This window comes from Sorangium sp. So ce836, from assembly GCF_028553905.1.
Classification (GTDB): Bacteria; Myxococcota_A; Polyangia; order Polyangiales; family Polyangiaceae; genus Sorangium; species Sorangium cellulosum_D.
The window spans coordinates 10,702,382-10,720,651 of the sequence record NZ_CP102233.1; the positions used below are offsets into that span (position 1 = coordinate 10,702,382).

General features: G+C 72.3%; 13 protein-coding genes and 1 pseudogene. All 14 read right to left on the bottom strand.

Going from position 1 to position 18,270, the window contains the following annotated elements; genetic code table 11:
• Nucleotides 1–31 precede the first annotated feature (31 nt).
• Nucleotides 32–1,165 carry a hypothetical protein gene (locus NQZ70_RS39060; RefSeq protein WP_129578771.1) on the bottom strand — a complete coding sequence of 378 codons (1,134 nt, stop codon included), beginning with the start codon at nucleotides 1,163–1,165 and terminating at the stop codon, nucleotides 32–34.
• Entirely contained in the window at nucleotides 1,166–2,452 is a 1,287-nt protein-coding gene (locus NQZ70_RS39065; protein ID WP_129578772.1) for a FecR domain-containing protein, read from the bottom strand.
• Nucleotides 2,449–3,054 (bottom strand): RNA polymerase sigma factor, encoded by a 606-nt coding sequence (locus tag NQZ70_RS39070; protein WP_237244436.1) that lies wholly within the window; start codon nucleotides 3,052–3,054, stop codon nucleotides 2,449–2,451. The genes NQZ70_RS39065 and NQZ70_RS39070 overlap by 4 nt, the downstream gene beginning before the upstream one ends.
• A gap of 122 nt (nucleotides 3,055–3,176) precedes the next feature.
• A complete protein-coding gene (locus NQZ70_RS39075; protein ID WP_129578774.1) occupies nucleotides 3,177–4,016 on the bottom strand; it encodes a RadC family protein in 840 nt (279 codons plus the stop codon).
• Nucleotides 4,017–4,527: 511 nt separating this feature from the next.
• Nucleotides 4,528–5,598 (bottom strand): hypothetical protein, encoded by a 1,071-nt coding sequence (locus tag NQZ70_RS39080; RefSeq protein WP_129578775.1) that lies wholly within the window; start codon nucleotides 5,596–5,598, stop codon nucleotides 4,528–4,530.
• Between the two features lie 30 nt (nucleotides 5,599–5,628).
• Nucleotides 5,629–6,750: a hypothetical protein gene (locus NQZ70_RS39085; RefSeq protein ID WP_129581833.1), complete on the bottom strand. Its 1,122-nt coding sequence runs from the start codon at nucleotides 6,748–6,750 to the stop codon at nucleotides 5,629–5,631.
• A gap of 314 nt (nucleotides 6,751–7,064) precedes the next feature.
• Complete coding sequence (locus NQZ70_RS39090) at nucleotides 7,065–7,880, bottom strand: hypothetical protein (RefSeq protein WP_129578776.1); 816 nt, start codon at nucleotides 7,878–7,880, stop codon at nucleotides 7,065–7,067.
• 239 nt (nucleotides 7,881–8,119) lie between these two features.
• Nucleotides 8,120–10,331: pseudogene (locus tag NQZ70_RS53565) on the bottom strand (hypothetical protein).
• Nucleotides 10,328–11,743 carry a hypothetical protein gene (locus NQZ70_RS39110; RefSeq protein ID WP_237244441.1) on the bottom strand — a complete coding sequence of 472 codons (1,416 nt, stop codon included), beginning with the start codon at nucleotides 11,741–11,743 and terminating at the stop codon, nucleotides 10,328–10,330. Before NQZ70_RS39110 ends, NQZ70_RS53565 begins: the two are co-directional and overlap by 4 nt.
• A gap of 387 nt (nucleotides 11,744–12,130) precedes the next feature.
• Complete coding sequence (locus NQZ70_RS39115) at nucleotides 12,131–12,538, bottom strand: hypothetical protein (protein ID WP_237244442.1); 408 nt, start codon at nucleotides 12,536–12,538, stop codon at nucleotides 12,131–12,133.
• A gap of 165 nt (nucleotides 12,539–12,703) precedes the next feature.
• The gene (locus NQZ70_RS39120; RefSeq protein WP_237244443.1) at nucleotides 12,704–13,117 is read right to left on the bottom strand and encodes a hypothetical protein; all 414 of its coding nucleotides are present in this window, start codon (nucleotides 13,115–13,117) and stop codon (nucleotides 12,704–12,706) included.
• 540 nt (nucleotides 13,118–13,657) lie between these two features.
• The gene (locus NQZ70_RS39125; protein WP_165374387.1) at nucleotides 13,658–15,208 is read right to left on the bottom strand and encodes a hypothetical protein; all 1,551 of its coding nucleotides are present in this window, start codon (nucleotides 15,206–15,208) and stop codon (nucleotides 13,658–13,660) included.
• Nucleotides 15,209–15,253: 45 nt separating this feature from the next.
• Nucleotides 15,254–16,867 (bottom strand): hypothetical protein, encoded by a 1,614-nt coding sequence (locus NQZ70_RS39130; RefSeq protein ID WP_129578778.1) that lies wholly within the window; start codon nucleotides 16,865–16,867, stop codon nucleotides 15,254–15,256.
• A gap of 338 nt (nucleotides 16,868–17,205) precedes the next feature.
• Nucleotides 17,206–18,270, bottom strand: coding sequence for a hypothetical protein (locus tag NQZ70_RS39135; RefSeq protein WP_129578779.1), 1,065 nt, complete (start codon nucleotides 18,268–18,270; stop codon nucleotides 17,206–17,208).

Below are 18,270 nucleotides of genomic sequence, written 5' to 3' on the forward strand. Positions count from 1 at the left end.
TAGTGAGGTCACGACAGCCGCCCTCTTCGGCTCACGGCAGCGCGACCTCCACCCCGAGGGATGCGCCCAGGAACGGGCGACCCCACGTGTCGGCCGCGCGGCCAGCGGCGTCGATCACGATGCGCGGCGTTGCGATCCCGGCGAGGAAGTGCTCGCTGATGCGCAGGTACGGAACCGGCGCGAACGAGAGCCCCGCGCGCAGGTACGGCGCGAGCGCGTACGCGTCGTCCGACGCGCCGGCGTACTCGGGCGAGCGGCCTTCGCCCTCGACATGCAGCCAGGCGGCGGCGAGCCCCGCGCCGACCGAGGGCAGCCACGCGGCGTCGCTGGGGCCGAGCGGGACGCGCACCCCCAGGGCGGCGAGCGCCACCCGCACGTGCCGCGTGCCCTCTTTGCCCTCTCGGCTCACGCTGCCGAGCGGGATCTGGGCGAAGGCGGAGAGCCCCAGTCGAGACCCGATCATCGCGTACCCCGACACATCCAGCATCGGGGAGGCGGGCACGCCGCCTGCGCTCCACAGCAGGGCGGGCGCCGCCCCGACGCCGAACGTCGCCGGCACGCTCCGGGTCTCGCCTGGCCTGGACGGCGGAGCGGGCGGCGCGCGGGAGGCGCCGTCGGCGCGCGGGCGCGCGGCGGCGACGGGTACCGGCTTGGCCGGCGGCGGTCGCTGCGCGTCGACGGCGGTCCTGGCCTTCGGCTCGGCGCCGACCTCGCCCCGCGACGGCTCGGGCGAGCGCACCTCCAGGAGGCTCGCGCGCAGGAGCTCCACCGCGCGGATCGCGACCGTGGGGGGATCGTCGTCCATCACGGTGCGCTGGACCGACTCGCCCGTCGCGCCATGGTCGATCGAGACATCGACGCCGCCCGGCACCTCCCTCACCCGGATCACCGCCGCCGCGCCGTCCTCTCGCGCGCTCGCCTCGACGGGCCCGCGCGAGGGCGGATCCGCGTCGCCCCGCACGACCACGACCGTGAACCCGAGCGTGGCGAGCTCGGCGTAGACGCGGGCCATGATCGGGTCCGTCCGGCGATCGGCGATCAAGACGACCTTCGGGCGTGGAGGCGGCTCCGGCGGCGCCGCGCGCGCCCCGGATGCGCCGAGGAGGCAGAGCCCGATCGCCCAGGCTCCGCCGCGCGCCGCGCGCGCCGTCCTTCGCGATCGCACTCACTCCTCCTCGAGGAGACTCTTCGCGTGATCGGCGTGGGGCCCCGCCGGATAGCGCTCCAGGTAGCGCCGCGCGGCCTCCCGGGCCCCGCTGGCCGAGCCCATCAGCGCTCTGCATTCGATGAGCCTCCCGAGCGCTTCCTGCGCCAAGGATCCGCCCGGCTGCTCTCCGAGGTACACGCCGAACCAGCGCTCGGCCTCGGCGTAGGATCGCCGCTGGTCGAACGCCATCCGGCCGAGATGGAAGGCCGCCTTCGCCGCCTCGCCCGAGCCCGCGAACCGGCTCCGCGCCGCGGTGAGCGCCGCCGCCGCGCGCTCCGGCTTCCCCGAGAAGCGCGCGGCGTCGGCGAGCATCAGCAGATCCGCCGCGCTCGCGCGGGCGACGAGCCGGTCGAAGCCCTCGGCCTCGGCCGCCGTCATGGCCTCGTCGTACCTGTTGGCGTCCACGAGGTCGCGCCAGCTCGGCCGGCGCGTGGATGCGCCCGCGGTCTTCGCGACCGTGTCGCCGGTCGCCGCCGGGGCCGGCCCGGAGGCCGCCGGAGCGATGGGCGCGGCCGGGGCGATGGGCGTGGACGACGGCGGAGGCGGGCCCTCGGCGCGCGGTTCCCCGCGCGTGAGCTCGAAGCGCTGCTCTTTGCAGAAGACCTCGAGCGTCTCTCCCGCGGCGACGGCGCGCCGCCCCCCCACGAGCGGCCCCGACACGGCGACCGATCCTTCCCGCAGCACCAGCGTGAGCTCCTCGTCCACCGGGGACCAGCTCAGCTCGAAGCGCGTGCCGGTCACCAGCACGTCGAACGGGCCGACATTGAAATTCCAGGTGCTCGTCGCGGTGTGGGTCACCGTCGCCGTGAGCCGGCCGGCTTCCAGCAGCACCCGCGCCCCGCGAGCGTCGGCGGCCACCACGCGCGCCCGGGCGTTCGCGTCCAGCGCGAGCGACGTGCCGTCCGAGAAGCGGATCGGCAGAGGAGCATCCGCGGCGGCGATCCACGTCCCGACCTGCCCTTGCGCCGACCCGACCGCGAACGAGAGCGATCTCGACGATGGGAGCAGGACGAGGAGCAGGACCGCACAAGCGCCTGCCAGCGCGACGAAGGCCGCGGGCGCGATCCACCGAGGGCGCGCGGGTCCGAGGCGGGCAGCCCCTGGACGCGCGGCTCCGCCGGCCGCGCGCTCCAGGAATCGCTCGCGCGCGCCCTCGAGATCTTGCGCCGCGAGCTCCTCATCCTGGGCGCGGCCGAGCTCACGGAGACGGTCGAGCGAGGGGCGGTCGCCCTTGACGAGCCTCATTTCAGCCACTCCTCGAGCGCGGGTTGGTCCCGCGCCGCCTCGAGGAAGTTGGCCTCCGCGCGGGCCAGCCTCCGCTTGATGGTCGCGAGCGAGACGCCGCACGCGTCGGCGACCTCCTGGAGCTCCATCCCGTCGATGCGCCGCAGCGCGAACGCGATGCGCTCGTCGGCCGGGAGCCGGTCCAGCGCTCGATAGGTCGCGCGCAGCGCCTCGTGCGCGTCGCCTTCGTACGGGCGCGCCACGAGGGGCGGGAGCTCGTCGGGGGCGAAGAAGAGGAGCCATCTCCGGCGCGCGCGCCGCTGGATGCAGGTCCGCGCCGTGAACACCGCGACCGACGTCATCCACGCCTTCAGCGCGGCCGGATCGCGCAGGGTGTCGAGCGAGGACAGCGCGCGGACGAAGGCGTCGTGGTGAGCGTCGGACAGATCGCGGCTGCCGCCGAGCAGCCGGCCGAGGACGCGGAGCACGTGCCCGGAGAAGCGATCGTGAAAGGCGGCGAGGGCGGCGGGGTGCCTCGCGCGGAGCCCCTCCACGAGCGCCTCGTCGCTCGCGTAGGCGACCACGCCGAGCCTTCGAGGGGGGGCGAGAGCTCGGGCGCGCATCACCATGATCGTAGGGCTCCGCTGGACATGACCGAACGCCGAGCGCCGCCTCGTGAGCCGACCGGCCCCCTGGAGTCACGGCAGGGTCGCAAGACGGCTCACCGCCGTCGACGCGCGCGGCGTTAGCGCTGGCCGTGGCCCGCGCGGCCGGGACCAGCGCCGGCCGCCCCTGCCTGCGCGGGGCGCGCGCCGGCTTCGCCCTCCGCCGCCGCGTCGCCGGGCTTGATCATCCCGAGATCGTGCAGCGACGAGTAGTGGCCGTCCGGCGCGAGGATGACGTGGTCGACGAGCGGCACCCCGATCACCTCGCCGGCCGCGGCGACCGCGTCGGTCATGGCCACGTCCTCGGGGGACGGCGCGGAGTCGCCGCTCGGGTGGTTGTGCACCAGCACGAGCGCCGAGGCCGCGTCCGAGAGCGCGGCGCGCAGGATGTCCTTCGCCGTGACCGAGCACCCGTGGAGCCCGCCCTGCGCGACCCGGCGCGCTCCCCTCATCCCGTTGCGGCCGTCGAGCGAGATCACCCACATCTGCTCGTGGTCGAGCGGGCCGAGCTGCGCCGCGCACCACGCCGCGATGGAGGCCGACGTTCGCACCGGCGGCCGCGGGCGCACCGCGCGCTCGAACGCGCGCCGCCCGAGCTCGAGCGACGCGGCGATCCGGAGCGCCTTCGCGAGGCCGAGGCCGGGGTGCTCGGCGAGCGCGTGCGGGCCGAGCCGCGAGAGCCCCTCCAGCCCGGAGAAGCGCGAGAGGAGCGCGGCGGAGACGATCGTGACGGGCGTGCCGACCAGCCCGGTGCCGAGCACGATCGCGAGCAGATCGGCGTCGCCGAGCGACCAGATCCCCTCCTCGAGGGCGCGCTCGCGCGGGCCGATGAAGGCGGCGAGCGCCGCGGGATCGTCGGTATACGAATCGTGGACGGGGAGGTGATGGGGCAGCGGCGCGGCGCGCTTCCAGGAGCTCATGCGCCGGCCACAAGCACGCGGCGGGCCCGGCGGCCGGCGCGCGGCGCCGCGGCGATCGGCGCGCCTCCGGGGCGGCGGAGCGGCGGCGGAGGGTGGCGGCCGCCAGGGCGGCGCGCCAGGAGCAGCGCGAGACGGGCCGCGGATGATTGAGTCGTCGAGGATGAGGGATCCCTCCCCTCGAACGCCCCGTCCACCTCCGCGATGTCCGGCACCTCGACCGCGGCACCTCGCTCTCCCCGAGCGCGTACGCCTGCGGGTCGTCCGGGGTTCCAGCCCTCGGCGTTGGTCCTCGATGAGGACGGATCGGCAAGGGCGGCGGACGGATCGGTAAGGGCGGCGGACGGCTTCGATAGAGCGGCTGCCCACCCCCGGCCCGTGCTCGGCGCTTCGCGCGTGCGCGCGGTCCGCCCCTCCCTAATCGCGCGCTCCGCGCGCTCAGGGAGGGGGGCGCCGTCGGGTATCTGCGGCCCGGGTGCGGAGTCCGGACAAGCATGCGCGTGCACGAGATGCGTCAGGACATCAGGCCGAGCGCGAAGAGCGCATCGGACCAGAGCGGCCAGAGCGTGCGGTACGGGTGCGTCGCCAGCACCACGCCGCCGCCTGGCAGGCGCCGGACGTAGAACCGGGCGTGATCGACCAGGAACTCGAAATGGTCCAGAGTGATCTCGACCTGCGAGAGGGGCGAGCCGTCGCCTGTCTCCGTGCCCTGTCCGTCGCGCCCCCTGAACGGGAGCGTCCGCTCGTAGATCTCTCGCGCACGCGGCTCTGCGGCGCGCCACGCGCCATCGGGCGCCGCCGCCGCTGCTTCGAGCGCCTCGAGCAGGGCGGAGGGCGGCGTCGCCAGCGCCTTGAGCACGGTTTCACGGGAGAGCGAGCTCGAATGGCCACGGACATGTCTCAACGCGACGCACGCGCCACGCGGCGCCGCTTCCACACGCGCGCGGAGCGCCTCCAGCGGCAGGCCCGCGATGCGCGACACCCTCTCCTTGTCATGGAGGCACAGCCACGACAGCGCGAGATCGCGCGCGATGTCGCGGGCATCCGCGTTGTATGTCGCGCACAGGGCGACCGGCGCGAGCCAGGTCCGCGCCGTCGTGCAGCCGCCAGTCGGGACGCGCCCGCTCGCGTCCGGCGCGCAGAGGCGAAGCAGGACGTCGTCGATGTCTTCCAGCGCCATGTGCCACGCGAGCACGGCCTCGGCCTGCACGGAGCGCGGACCCTTCCCCAGGGCGAGGTCCATGTGCATGGGGGAAAAGTCCTCGATTTCGCGGGCGTGCATGTGGATGGGGCCCATCGGCTTGAGACGTTCGCTTCTGTCGGTATAGCCGCGAAGGATGCAATGGACGAAGTGTTCGTAGCTCAGCGACGCGACGAAGTAGGCTTCGGCGTCGGTGCGCCCGAAGTGGGCGCGGAGCATGCCGACCACCTCGTCCACGGAGGTCGTGTTGCATTCCGTGTCGCGGTCCATGATCGCGCGGATGCCGTACTGGGGCTCCTTGATGAGGGCCGACAGCGCTGCGCCGAACGCATCGACCCGCTGTGCCTCGTCACACCAGGCGAAGAAAAACGGCCCTTCTCTCATCGCTCGATCCTCCTCATGGTGTAGCCTGCGTCAGGACATCAGGCCGAGCGCGAAGAGCGCGTCGGCCCAGAGCGGCCAGAGCGTGCGGTAGGGGTGCGTGGCCAGCACCACGCCGCCCCTCGGCAGGCGGCGCACGTGGAAGGGGGCGTGATGCTCGATGAATCGAGTGTGTGCGCCCGTATTCACGATCACGTTCTCGGTGGGCGCACCCTCCTTCGCTGCCTGAATGGTCTCGAGCGCGATCGGCTCGAGCGCGCGCCACGCGTCGTCCGGCACAGCGGAGGCTTCGAGCGCTTCAAGCAGCGTGGCCGGCGGCGTGGAGAGCGCTGCAAGGACTTGCTCGCGCGTCAGCTCGGCGTCGCCCGCGAGCGCGACGCGCGTGCCGAGCGGCAGGACCTCACCGCGCGCGCGCAGCGCGTCCTCCCTCTCTGTGAGCTCGATGGACCTCCTCCAGCGCGCGCGCGGATCGGGTTCATCGCGCACGAGCAACCCTATCCTCTCCCGCTCTGCGACATGCTCCAGCGCGGCGTGCTTGCGCGCGCGCGCGACGTTGCCCGCGACCGCGATCCGCGTCCCGCGCGGCGCGGCCTCGACACGCGCTCGGAGCGCATCGAGCGCGTTTCCTGCGGCGCGCGCCACCTTGTAGCCCTCGTGGACGTGCACCCATGAGAGGGCGAGATCGCGCGCGACGAAGGAGTCCGCGTGGTATGTTGCGGCGAGCTCGATCGGTGGACCCCAGGCAGTGAGGTCTGAGCACCCGCCGGTCGTCACGTGTTCGCTCGAGCAGACACGGACCGAGAAATCGATGATGTCCTTCTGGACCAGTACTGACATCACTGCGGCTTCGACCTCGACGGAGCGGGCGCCGACAGCCACGTCGATGCTGTTTGGGAGCAGATCGTGATAATCGCCGCTCGACGCGCTCAGAGGACCGTCCGGGGACCGGCGCTCGTGCTTCTCGTCGGCGCAGCCGATGGTGAGCGGGATGCCGTGGCCGAAGCTCGTCATGGTCCAGAAGCTCGCTCCGATGCTCACATCCGTGCCGAATGCCGAGCGAGCCACTTCCACGGCCTTCTCGACGGGAAGCGCGGCGTAAGACCTATCGGGGCCGGCGAGCGGATGGATCGAGAGCCTCACGAACCACCCCGGCATGACGAGAGCGGACAGCGCAGCCGCAAGCGCGTCGACCCTGTGTTCCTCGTCGCACGCCGCATACAACCGAAGGGGCTCCTCCCTCAGCGTACGATAGCTGCTTGCGCGACTCACGACGCGATGCCCTCCGACCTGAGCGGAACGGCTACATCATTTACACCTTGCTGACGGACCATTGGTTTCCCTTCCCTTCGTCACAGAACAGGGTCGGCCTCCATCGCGGCCCTCTTGCCGGCCGGATCCAGCCGTCATTCCCCGGGCTTGATCTTGACCCATAGCGTCACGGCCTCCCGAGCGTGTGGCTTGGCTTGACGTCACGACATCAGGCCGAGCACGAAGAGCGCATCGGCCCAGAGCGGCCAGAGCGTGCGGTACGGGTGCGTGGCCAGCAGCACACCGCCGCCCGGGAGCCGCCGGACATGGAACGGGGCGTGCTCTTCCAGGAAGCGCGTGTGCTCGCGCGTCGTGACGTCCACCCAGAATGCGGGTGGGACCTCCCCCGCGGCTTCGTCGTCGAGCTGGTGGCGTAGCTCCATGAGCTCGCGCACCTTGGGCTCGGCCGCACGCCACGTGTCGTCGGGCACCGCCGCGGCCTCGATCGCTTCGAGCAGCGTGGCTGGCGGCGTCGTGAGCGCCTTGAGCACGGTCTCGCGCGAGAGCGAGCCGGCGAGCTCGCTCGAGCTGTTCATGGGCACGCGCGCACCACGGGGCGCGGCGTCCACACGCGCATGGAGCGCCGAAAGCGGCGTGCCCGCGATGCGCGAGATGCTCTCCTTGTGATGGAGGCTCACCCACGAAAGCGCGAGATCGCGCGCGAGCTCCGCGGCGTTCGCATTGTAGGTCACGGACATCGCGACCGGGGCGATCCAGTCCTCCTCGCCCGTGCACGCGCCGGTCGGCACGCGCCCGCTCGCGTCCGGCGCGCAGAGGCGGAGCAGGAGATCCTCGATGTCGCCCTGGACCACGTGGTAGGCCGCTGCGGCCTCGGCCTCCACGGAGCGGGGGCCTCTGCCCACGGCGAGCTCGTAGGGGTAAAAATCCTTCTTGCGTTCGCCCGCCTTGACCTCGAGAGGGCCGTACGGATGGTCATCTTCGCTGTCTTCGGGGTAGCAAGCCAGGCTGAACACCATGACGCGCTCTGATTCGCGCAGTCTCACGCCGGATGACAGGTGAGCGCTATTCCGTCCTCCGAAGTGGGCGCGGACCGTGGCAAGGACGTCTTCGACGGAGCGTGTTCTGCACGTTATGGTCGCGCTCATACCCAGGCTGATGAGATCCCCCGGAATGATCAGCGCAGACAATGCTGCCGCGAACGCATCGACCCGTTCGGACTCGTCGCACCAGGCGAAGAATCGAGGTCCTGAGTAGCTCATAGCCGGATCACCATGATGGGCATATTGAAGCCATCGAGGGTAAGGAGCTTGCCAGCGTCCGAATCGAACAGGTAGCCGTCCTTGACGATGAACTTATTCGGCTCGAACTTCGCCCCCTGCTCCATGATGAGCTCGACCCGCTGCACGTCGCCAGCGAGCCCCCACTTGTCCTTCAGCGCCCTCATCGCATTCAAGAGCTGATCGCGCACGTCAAAGGCGTCGATCTTTCCGCCGCCCTTCGCCTCGCTCAGGATGAGCTTGTGACCGCTGGACACCGACAGGAAGTCGGGCGCCTTCCCCTCGATGGTACCCGTCCGTGACTCCCTCGGAATGTCGAGCACCCTGCGCACCCCGTCGTCGCCGACCCCGACGAGCGATCGACCATCGTCCACAAGGAACTTGGCCGCCTTCTTCTCGAAGAAGTCTATTTTTTCTGCTTGGTGACCGCCCCGCGGAGGTTCTTGTACCCTCGGACGCGGTTCGTTTTCACGATCTTGGCGAAAAACTCCTCGATCTCGGCGATCTCCCCGGCCACCCGGATCGCGGCCGGTCGCAGGCCGCTGCTCGTCTTGACCGCACGCCACATCGGCCCGACCGCCCCGAACCCGAAGCCCAGCCCCGAGAAGATCCGCGCCTCGTCGCTGAGCTCTCGCCCGGCCGGCAGGCACCACTCCTTGCCCGTCACCGCCTCGCACAGGTCGAGCGTCGGCCCGACCACGGGCACGAACCCCACCCCGATGCGCGTCGTCGCGTGCACCAGCGTCTGCATCACCTCCGCATACGCCTCGACGCCTTCGCCGACCGTCGACATCGCCCCCGCGAACGCGCTGATCGTCTGGTAGAGCTCCGTCTGCTCCAGGTCGAGCCCGCCCCCCGTCCACAGGTTGAGGTTGTCCTTCATCTGGTCCGCGAGCGCGTCGAACCTCGGCTTGAGCACCTGTCCATCTGGGCCCGCAAGTCCGCCGGCACCGGCGAGTCCTCGAACCAGTCCGACGCATCCATGAACCGCCGCACGTGCGCCGTGATCCGGTTCTGCGCCTTCAGGAACGCGTTCGTCTCCGCCAGCGACACCCCCATCCGGTCGCGCAGCGCGATCTCCAGCGCCGTGCTGTTGTCCCGCCACGCCCGCACGTTCGCCACGAAGTCGGCCCGCGCGACCACCACCCCGCCGCTCACGGCCGCCTCCAGCGCCGCGATCACCGCGTCCGCGTACGCCGCGTACGGGTCCCTCCCCTCATCGAACGCCCCGTCCACCTCCGCGATGTCCGGCACCTCGACCCACGGCACCTCGCTCTCCCCGAGCGCGTACGCTCCCGGGTCGTCCGGGCTCCACCCCTCGGCGCGCGCGTCCTGCGTCGCCAGGTCCGCCACCTCGTCCGCCTGCGCGCCGAACTCGTCCATCAGCCGCGCGAGCTCGTCCTCAAGGTCGCTGACGCTCTTCTTCAGGTCGTCGATGAGCTGCTCCAGCGCCGCGCGCGTGTCCGCGTCGACCACATCCTTGTACCGGTCCAGGCTCGCGTCGAGGTCGGTCCGCGCGATCTCGTCCAGCGGCCGGCTCACCAGGTCCTTCAGCTCGGTGTCGAGCTGCTGGAGCAGGTCCATCTTCTCTGCCAGCGAATCCACCCGCCATGCGTTCCTCACGAGCTCCTTGCGCGCCTTGGCGAGCTCGGCCAGCAGGACCTCGATGTCGCGCGCGAGCGCCGGGTTGATCTCCGACAGGCTCAGGTCGACGCTCCTGTCGCCCTCGAAGCCGGTCCCATCGCGGCGGATGTCGAAGAGCGGCTTGTTCAGCCCGAGCGGCTCCGAGACGAGGTGCACCACGTCGTGCACGTGGGTACACCAGTTGCCGCCGTTCGTGGTGTGGACCCCGAAGTGGAAGTCGTTCCTGCCCATGCGGAGCAGCACCGAGTCGAACTCCGCCTCGAGCGTGTTGCTCGCGGACCCGTCGCCGTGAATCTCCACCGCGCCCGGGATCCCGTAGGTGGGCAGCGGCGTCTGGTTCACCTCGAAGATGGCGCTGCCCTCCCTCTCCAGTTCGGGGCTCGCGCACGAGTCGACGTCCTGTTGGCTGCTCCAGAGGATGGTGTACGGCGTGCCGGCCCGCGCGAACGACGGCGCCAGCATCGCCAGCACCGTCACCATCGCGACGAGCTTCTGGAGCGCCGCACCATGCCGCCCGCGCAGCGTGAAATCCTTCGACTGGCTCATGTCCCCTCCGCGCCGCGCACGGCGGTGTCATACGCGATCGCGGCGCCCTTCACCTCGCCCGCGTCGAGCCTCGCCTGCGCCGCGTCGCGCGCCGCCGCGGCCATCCCCTTCTCCCGCAGCGCCGCGAGGCCCGCCGCGCTCTTCCGCGGCAGCCCCGTCCTGAGCTCGGCCTCCGCGGCGTCGAACCGCTCCCGAAGCACGGCGCACCCCGCGTCGCGCCACGACGACCCCGCCGCCTCGCAGAGCGGCCGCAGCTGCACGAGCGCCAAGAGCTCCCCGCACCGCTCGGCCAAGAGCGGCAGCCCCAGCTTCTCGCTCACCGGCGGCGCAGCCGACAGGGCCTCCACCCGCGCGCGCGCCCCCTCGCCGAACATCTCCGAGGCTCGGCGGGCCCGCGAGCGCGCGATCGCCTCGCGCGCCCCTTCGTCCATCTGCATCACGCGCAGCGCCTGCCGGCGCAGCGCGATCCCGCCGAGCAGCGCCGTCGCTGTCGCGTCGCTGCGGGCCACGCGCCGCTCGACATAGCCCAGCATCGCGTTCAGCGACCGCAGCGCCCCCGACGTCATGTCCGGCAGCACCGCGCCGTGCGTCGCCAGGAACTCCCGGTGCGGCGCCATCGCCTCGTCGAAGGCGGCCGCGAAGACCCGAAGCGCCGCCGACGATCTCAGGATCTCCGCGGTGAGCTCGCCGGGCGCGCGGCTCGCCTCGCGCGCCGCCGCGAGCACCGCCTGCTGCACGTCGTCGAGGCCGTCGACGTCCGACCGCGACGCCTGCTCCGAGAGCGCCGCGTACGCCGCCGTCTCCGCCGCCTCGCTCGCGCGGTACGCGGCGAAGCGCGCCGCGACGCCCGCGTACTTCGATCGCAGCGGCGCGGCGTCGCTGCGGGCCTGGTCGAAGATCGTCCGCACGACCGACATCGCCTGCTTGTCCGCCGCGAGCGCGGCGGCGAGCTGATCCTCCTCGGCGCTCGCCTTGTCGACCATCGCCGCCTTGAAGTTGCCGGCCGCATCGACCGGCGCCTGCGCGAGCAGCGCTTTCTGGCGGTCCGTCGCCTCGTCGAGCAGCGACTCAAGCTTGCCCGCGAGCGTCGCTCGCAGCGACTCGGCGTTCCTCGCGTCGTCCCGCACGTACTCGATCGCCTCATCGATGTGGCCGAACCAGACGTCGAGCGAGTAGCTGCTCGCGACGATATCGTCGAGCGTCTTGTTGTTCGGCCACGTGGCCCACACCTCGATCGGCAGCGCGCCGTCCCTCTCGGCCTGGCTCCACGCGGCGCCCGGGCCCAGGTTCTCGCCCACGCAATGCTCCTCGCCGCCCTCCGCCGCCGCGCAGAAGCTCCCGAACGTGTGATCCTCGCGCTCCCACAAGCACCCGGCCCCCACAGCGCCAAACGCCAGGGTGGCGACAGCCACAGCGAGAATCGTCCTCCGCCGTCTCGGTCTGGATCGCTCCCTCATACTCATTACCTCCACCCCGCGATTTTTCTCGCCCGCGCACGCTCGCCCGCCCCTTCTCCAGGTGCAAGCGTCCTCACGAAAGCGGTAGGACATTGCTCGGCCGAGGAGCGCGTCCCCGACACGCGCTGGCCGCCGAATGAGCGGTAGAAACCCACTTATACTGGTCAGGAGTTCGTCCACGATAGATGGCCACGCAGATCCACGGGAGATGGATGCGAGCTGGCCGCCGGCGATGGTCCGCCCGTAAAGTCGCCGGCGAGGGCGTGACAGAACAAAGGAAGAGGGCCCAGGTTGCACCCTGAGCCCTCGGTCGACGCTCGAATCCGATCGGGCGCTTTTGGCTCAGACCGGCGCGTCGTCGTCTTCGAGCGGATCCTCGTCCGGCGGCGCTCCGCCGGCACTGCCGCTTCCAGCGCTGCCGCTTCCAGCGCTGCCGCTGCCAGCCGCGCCGCCGCCTCCGCCGGACGCCTCCGTCGCCTTCTTCCTGGTGCTCCGGCTGAAGAGCCGCCGCGTCGCGATGGGCACGAGCCGCGGGATGGTCGGATCCTGCTCGTTGGCGCGCTCGAACACCCGCACGATCTGCTCGAGCAGGATCAGGTTGATGCCGTCGGCCCGGTCGAGATCGCCGCTCGTGACCTTCTGGCCCGCGGGGCGCGCGGCCGCGGTCTTCGCCGCCTGGGTCAGCTCCTCGGCGGCCTCTTCGAGGCGCTCGACGTAGTCCTGGTCGAGCCGCATCAGCTTGGCGCGCACGGCGAGGGGGCCCTTCTTCTGCGCGAGGTAGCGCTTGCCGAGCGCGGCGAGCTGCGTGAGCCCACGCGCGAGCGCGCCCGGATCTTCCGCGGTGCCGACCGCCTGCGCGAGCGCTTCGCGCGCCTCTTTGCCCGCGCCGGCGACGCCGCGCAGGACCTCGTAGGCCTAGTCGCGCAGGAGCAGCGCGCGCGAGAGCCGCTCGCGCAGCGCCGCGTCCGTCGTGGCGCGCGCCGCGTCCTTCTTCTGCCCGGCGCTCTCGTGCGCCTCGAGCAGCCGCTCCAGCGCGAGCGCCTGGTCGACCGCGAGCGCGAGCAGCTCCGGCGAGAAGCCGCGCAGCTTCTCCCGCTTCTCCTTCGACGCGCCCGACCAGCACGCGTGCGCCGTCGCGTAGAGGCGGCGCAGATCGGTCAAGACGCGCGAGGAGGCGATCTGCCGCCCTCGCTCGACGAGCTGGGATTCGGTCGTGCCGTCGAGCAAGGCCTCGATGATGCCGGGCTCCGGCTTGCCGAGCCGCTCGGCCAGGGATTCGAGCGTGGGATCGTTGTCGGTCTCTTCGGGAGGAGAGATAGGTTTGGCCATCAGCGCAGCCTAAGGAGGTGCGGAGCGGCACGTCGAGGGAGTGGCAAGTTTTGGTCATGGCGCCGGCGAGCGCCGGGGAGCGTGCCCGTGGGTGGCGACAGCGCGACGCGCGACGCGCAAGCGCGCGGCGCGGAACCGTCGGCATCGCGGCGGAGGGCGTCGTCATTCCGGGAGGGGGCCATCGTCATCCGAGGTGGACGTCGTCGTCATCCGCCCGGGAGCCATCTGCATCCGACCCGGAGCCATCGGCATCGGGGCTGGGGCCCGCCGGCATGCGGCCGGAGCCCATCCGCATCCGGCCGGAACCCATCGGCATCGGCCGGCGAGCCATCGTCATCCGGCCCGGAGACGTCGTCATCGGGGCGGGTACCCACCGTCATCCGACGGGGGGTTCATCGTCATCCGAGGTGGAACCCGTCGTCATCCGGCGGAGACCCGTCGGCATCCGCTCGCCGGAGAGGCGCGGCTACCGCTCCCGCCCGTCGACTGCCGCATCCCGAACGAGCCCGACGAGCCCGACGAGCCCGACGCCGGCCGCGCTCACGGCGAGAAGCGGTACGTCTCGGCGACGAAGCCGTCGTCGCCCTTGTCGCCGTCCAGCTTGTCGGTCAAGCCGCCCTCGCCCGGCGCGCCGAGCTCGATGGTGACGTTCTCCAGGGTGAGCTGATCCTCGGCCACATAGGCGATGCCGATCGATGGCCCCCCCGTACCGCCGCCGCCGTGCCCCCCGTCGCCGCCGTAGCCACCCGAGCCGCCCGCACAGGCCCGAGAACCATCTGCCCGCAGCTGCCCTCCGGCTCCACCGACCCCGCCATACCCCCTGGTCTGTCCGCGACCACCCCGGCCGCCGTGCCCGCCGCTGCCCGGTTCGATCGCGACCTCGCGCAACGTCGCTCTGGCGCCCGCGAAGACGACGATGCCGATGCTGGCGCCCCCATAGCCGCCCCCGCCGCCCGCGTTGCCGCCGCAACCGCCGGAGCCGCCGGAGCCGCCGGACGGGCCGCCTTTCGGGGACGCGCCGCACGCGGCCGCGCCGCCGACAGCGCCCCCGCCCCCACCGGCCGTTCCGGGCGCGCCGGCCTTGCCGTCGGTTCCGCTCTCACCCACCCAGCCCGCCCGGGTCATCCGCCCTGGGCCGCGCCCGCTCCGGCCGTCCGCGCCGGGCTCCCCATCCTGCCCCGGTTTCCCGCGCTCACACCGGTCCTCCTCCGCGTTCGCCCCGCTGCCTCCGAGGCCATGGCCATCAGGGTTCGGGCTTGGCAGCGGCGTCCCGTCGCTCCCGGCCTCGCCGCGATCCGCGTGGCCATCGCCCCCTTTGCCGCCCGTGGACACGGAGCCGTCGTCGCAGACCGTGGTGACCGGTGCGCCTCCAGGCACGGTGCCGGCCGAGCAGCCGTCGTTCCCCGGGTTCCCGGGCGCTCCGTTGCGCGCTCGCTCCGGCTGGTCGACGCGCGTGCTGTTTCCATGGAGCCCCCTCGCGCCATGGCCGACCACGATGTCGCTCCGGATCAGCTCCACCGCCGCGTTCGATTCGACGACGAGCCCGTACGCGGTCTGGCCGGCCTGGACGGTGTCGAACGGGCCGATCTGTCTGAAGTCCACATCCGTGATCGTCGTGACGCCGTCGTCGAGTCCCTGGCGCTCGCCCTCGTCCGGCACGATGGTCTGCGGGGCTTGAGTCCACGTGACCTGGAGTATCGTCCGCGCCCAGTCCGCGTCGTACTGCCAGCCGCTATCGCAATCGAACCCGCCGTGGATGTCGATCCCGGAGGGAATGGTCAGGATCTCCCGGTAGACTCGGTGGCACGCGAACACGCGGCGCCGGCCGGCGCGCGCGAGCTCGATCGCGCGCGCCAGCGAGGTCACCGGGCTCGCCATGGTGCCATCCCCGCTCTCGAGCGATGCGGAGGAGATAACGAAGACGCCGCAGCCATCCACCGCCCTGTGCGCGGCGAGCGCCTCGATACAGTCGGCCTCCGTCGGCGCCGCCTCACCACACCCCGCCCCGCCGTCGCAGCGGTCGGCCGTTCCACACCCCATGGAGGCGAGCGCCAACAGCACCGCCGCCCACGCCGCTACCCTCTGTTGCATCGTTTTCCCTCGCGAATCAGCGATTCGGCATGGGCACGCCGCGGTTCACCGCGGTGGCTCGATCAGCTGCTCCAACGACCAGATTTCCTGGGCGAGGCCGTCGTCTCCTCGGCCGAGCCGTGGGTCGGAGCCGCCGCTCGCCCCTCCGCGGCCCACCTCGTCCAACGCAACGAACGTACTCTCCTTGAGATCGATGCCGCCGTGCACTCGGGCGACGGCGAGGGAGTACCCCCCGAGCCCGCCGCCGCCGCCGCCGCCGGGGCCGCCCCGCCCTCCGTGGCCGCCCTCGCAGGCATACTCTACCTGTCCCCGATCATTCATCCCGGCCGCTCCGCCGATGCCACCCGGCCAGCCGTACCCGCCAGCCTGCCCGCGTCCGCCGCGCCCGCCGTCGCCCCCCATCCCCACGGCGATCCACGAGTGCTCGACGACCACCTCCGCCCCCACGGTGAGGATGCCGATGCTCGATCCGCCCGCCTGCCCGGCGCCGCCCCCGCGACCGCCGCAGCCGCCGCCCCCGCCCGAGCCGCCGGACGCGCCGCCCTGGGGCTCCGTGCTCGCGCAGACACCTCGCCCTCGCGTTCCGCCGCCGCCGCCGCCGCCCCGGCCGATCGTGCCAGGCGTCCCCGCTTCGCCCCAGGCGCCGTGCCACCCTTCGGCGCTGGCGCGCGCGGCCTTCTGCTCGCCGCCCTCGCCCGACGCGCCCGCTGCGCCGTCCTGTCCGGCCTCGCCCGCGCCACACGCGTCGGTCCCGGCGACCCCCTTCCCGCCCTGGCCGCCGACCAGCGGAGCCAGCGCGGGATCACGCTCGATCACCGCGCCGTTCTCGCCGCCGCCGCCGGCATCGCGGTCGCCGAAGCCGCCGCGACCGCCGATCGACGCGCTGCCGTCGGGGCACAGCGTCACCGCAGGCAAGGCGCCATCGACGAGATCCTCCGAGCAGGCCGCAGCGCCATGGTTCCCACGCGCGCCGGGCTCCGCGACGTCGAGCGGCGCGTCCTCCCCGGGTGCGCCGGGCGCGCCGTTGCCCGCGAAGATCTCGCTCCACCTCACCTCCACCTCGGCGTCGTCCGTCACGATCAGCGCGATCGACGAGCCGCCCGGCTCGATCGCGTCCGCCGCCACGACCCGCACGCCGAACAGGAGCGAGCGCGGGTCGCTGGAAAAGAGGTCCGAGAGCACGGCGCCATGGGCATGCACCCGGACCGGCACGCGGCCGGCAGGCGGCGCGACCACGGTCGGGTGGTCCGCGCCCAGGAAGGCCCAGTCCTCGCGCTCGCAGGCGCGGCCTCCCCAGATCTCGACGCCCGACGGCAGGCGCACCGCCTCGTGGAAGTCCTCGGCGCACGCGTAGACGTGCGGCTTGCCCTCCAGCAGCGCCTTCTGGACCGCGTGCTGCAACGTCCTCACGGGCTCTTGTCTCGTCCCCGCGCGGGCATCGTCGCCGTGGCGTGCGACGAACACGCCGCACTCCTCTTTCGCTGGCGTCGTGGCGGGATCGCCGGCACACGGCGGCGGGGAGGCCGGCGGCGGCTCGCAGCTGAAGGTCTCCGCGCAGTTCTCGGAATCATAGCAGCCGGCAGCGCCGAACGAGATCGCCCAGAGCAGCGCGAGAGCGGCGATCGACGCTCCCGAAGCGCCCCCGAAACCGCGTTTCATGGCGCCCGACACTACACGGCCGCCGTACGAGCCCGCAACGACGCGGGGGCTGGAGGCGACAGGGAGGCGGAGAGGGGAGAAGCCCTCAAGGCATGAGAAAGCACGTCGAGATAACGCAATGGGCACCAGGCGGCATTGCCTGGACAGACGGCACCGCCACGGACGGCACCGAGCGCGTCGATCCCATCGCTCGACACGAGGGCCACCGCGCCGCCGGCGCCGGCGGGCGGAGCGAGAGCGGCGCGCGTCACTCGACGCTCCGCGTGCTCGGGGAGGGGTGCGTTGCCCAGCATTTCCAGGTGCGGAACCTGCAAGGGAGAGTAGGCGGGCGCCCTGCGTCATGACGTGATGCCCAGCAAGAAGAGGGCGTCGGCCCAGAGCGGCCACACCGTGCGGTACGGGTGGGTCGCCAGCACCACGCCGCCGCCCGGGAGGCGGCGCACGTGGAACGGGGCGTGGTCGACGAGGAAGTAGACGTGCTCGCCCGTCAATTCCACCCAGGTGAGGGACCCGCCGCCGCGGGTGAACCGCTCGCCGCGCGCCCTGGCCTGCACCGTCAGGTTGTGGATCTCCTCGGCGCGCGGCGCCGCGGCGCGCCACGCCTCGTCGCGCACATCCGCGGCGGCCACGAGCGCCTCGATCAGGGCGGAGCCCGGCATGACCAGCGCCTTGAGGACGGTCTCGCGGGAGAGCGGGATCGAGCGCCCGCTCTTATCCGTCGGGACCACCCGCGCTCCAGCGGGCGCCGCGTCGACGCGCGCGTGGAGCGCCTCCAGCGACATGCCCGCGATCAGCGAGACCTTTTCTGTGTCGTGGAGGCTGACCCACGACAGGGCCAGATCGCGCGCGATGTCGCGGGCGTCCGCGTTGTACGTCGCGCACATCGAGACGGGCGCGAGCCAGGTCCACGCGCTCGTGCAGCCGCCGGTCGAGACGCGCCCGGTCGCGTCCGGCGCGCAGAGGCGGAGCAGCATGTCCTCGAGGTCGTCCAGAACCATGTGCCACGCGACCTCGGCCTCGGCCTCCACGGAGCGCGGGCTGCTGCCCAGGGCGAGGTCCATGTGCATGGGGGCAAAGTCCTCGATTTCGCGGGGGTGCATGTGGATGGGGCCCCACGGCTTGATGCGTTCGCTCCTGTCGGTGTAGCAGCGGAGGATGCACGGGACGAACTGCCCGGAGCTCCCCAACATCTCGAAGTAGGCATCAGCATCGGCGTGCCCGAAGTGAGCTCGGATCTTCGCAACCGCCTCGTCGACGGAGTTCGTGCTGAAACTCGGGCTGGGGCGCATGTAGACGGACACGTCGTACGGTGGGTCGTGGACGAGAGCCGACAACGCTGCGCCGAACGCGTCGACCCTCGCTGCCTCGTCGCACCAGGCGAAGAAGTACGGTCCTGATCTCAT

Coding starts and splice junctions, on each gene's coding strand:
- NQZ70_RS39080 (WP_129578775.1), bottom strand. CDS start 5,598: ATGAGAGAAGGGCCGTTTTTCTTCGCCTGGTGTGACGAGGCACAGCGG.
- NQZ70_RS39065 (WP_129578772.1), bottom strand. CDS start 2,452: ATGAGGCTCGTCAAGGGCGACCGCCCCTCGCTCGACCGTCTCCGTGAG.
- NQZ70_RS39075 (WP_129578774.1), bottom strand. CDS start 4,016: ATGAGCTCCTGGAAGCGCGCCGCGCCGCTGCCCCATCACCTCCCCGTC.
- NQZ70_RS39135 (WP_129578779.1), bottom strand. CDS start 18,270: ATGAGATCAGGACCGTACTTCTTCGCCTGGTGCGACGAGGCAGCGAGG.
- NQZ70_RS39070 (WP_237244436.1), bottom strand. CDS start 3,054: ATGCGCGCCCGAGCTCTCGCCCCCCCTCGAAGGCTCGGCGTGGTCGCC.
- NQZ70_RS39085 (WP_129581833.1), bottom strand. CDS start 6,750: ATGCCGGGGTGGTTCGTGAGGCTCTCGATCCATCCGCTCGCCGGCCCC.
- NQZ70_RS39120 (WP_237244443.1), bottom strand. CDS start 13,117: ATGGCCAAACCTATCTCTCCTCCCGAAGAGACCGACAACGATCCCACG.
- NQZ70_RS39130 (WP_129578778.1), bottom strand. CDS start 16,867: ATGAAACGCGGTTTCGGGGGCGCTTCGGGAGCGTCGATCGCCGCTCTC.
- NQZ70_RS39090 (WP_129578776.1), bottom strand. CDS start 7,880: ATGGTGTTCAGCCTGGCTTGCTACCCCGAAGACAGCGAAGATGACCAT.
- NQZ70_RS39125 (WP_165374387.1), bottom strand. CDS start 15,208: ATGCAACAGAGGGTAGCGGCGTGGGCGGCGGTGCTGTTGGCGCTCGCC.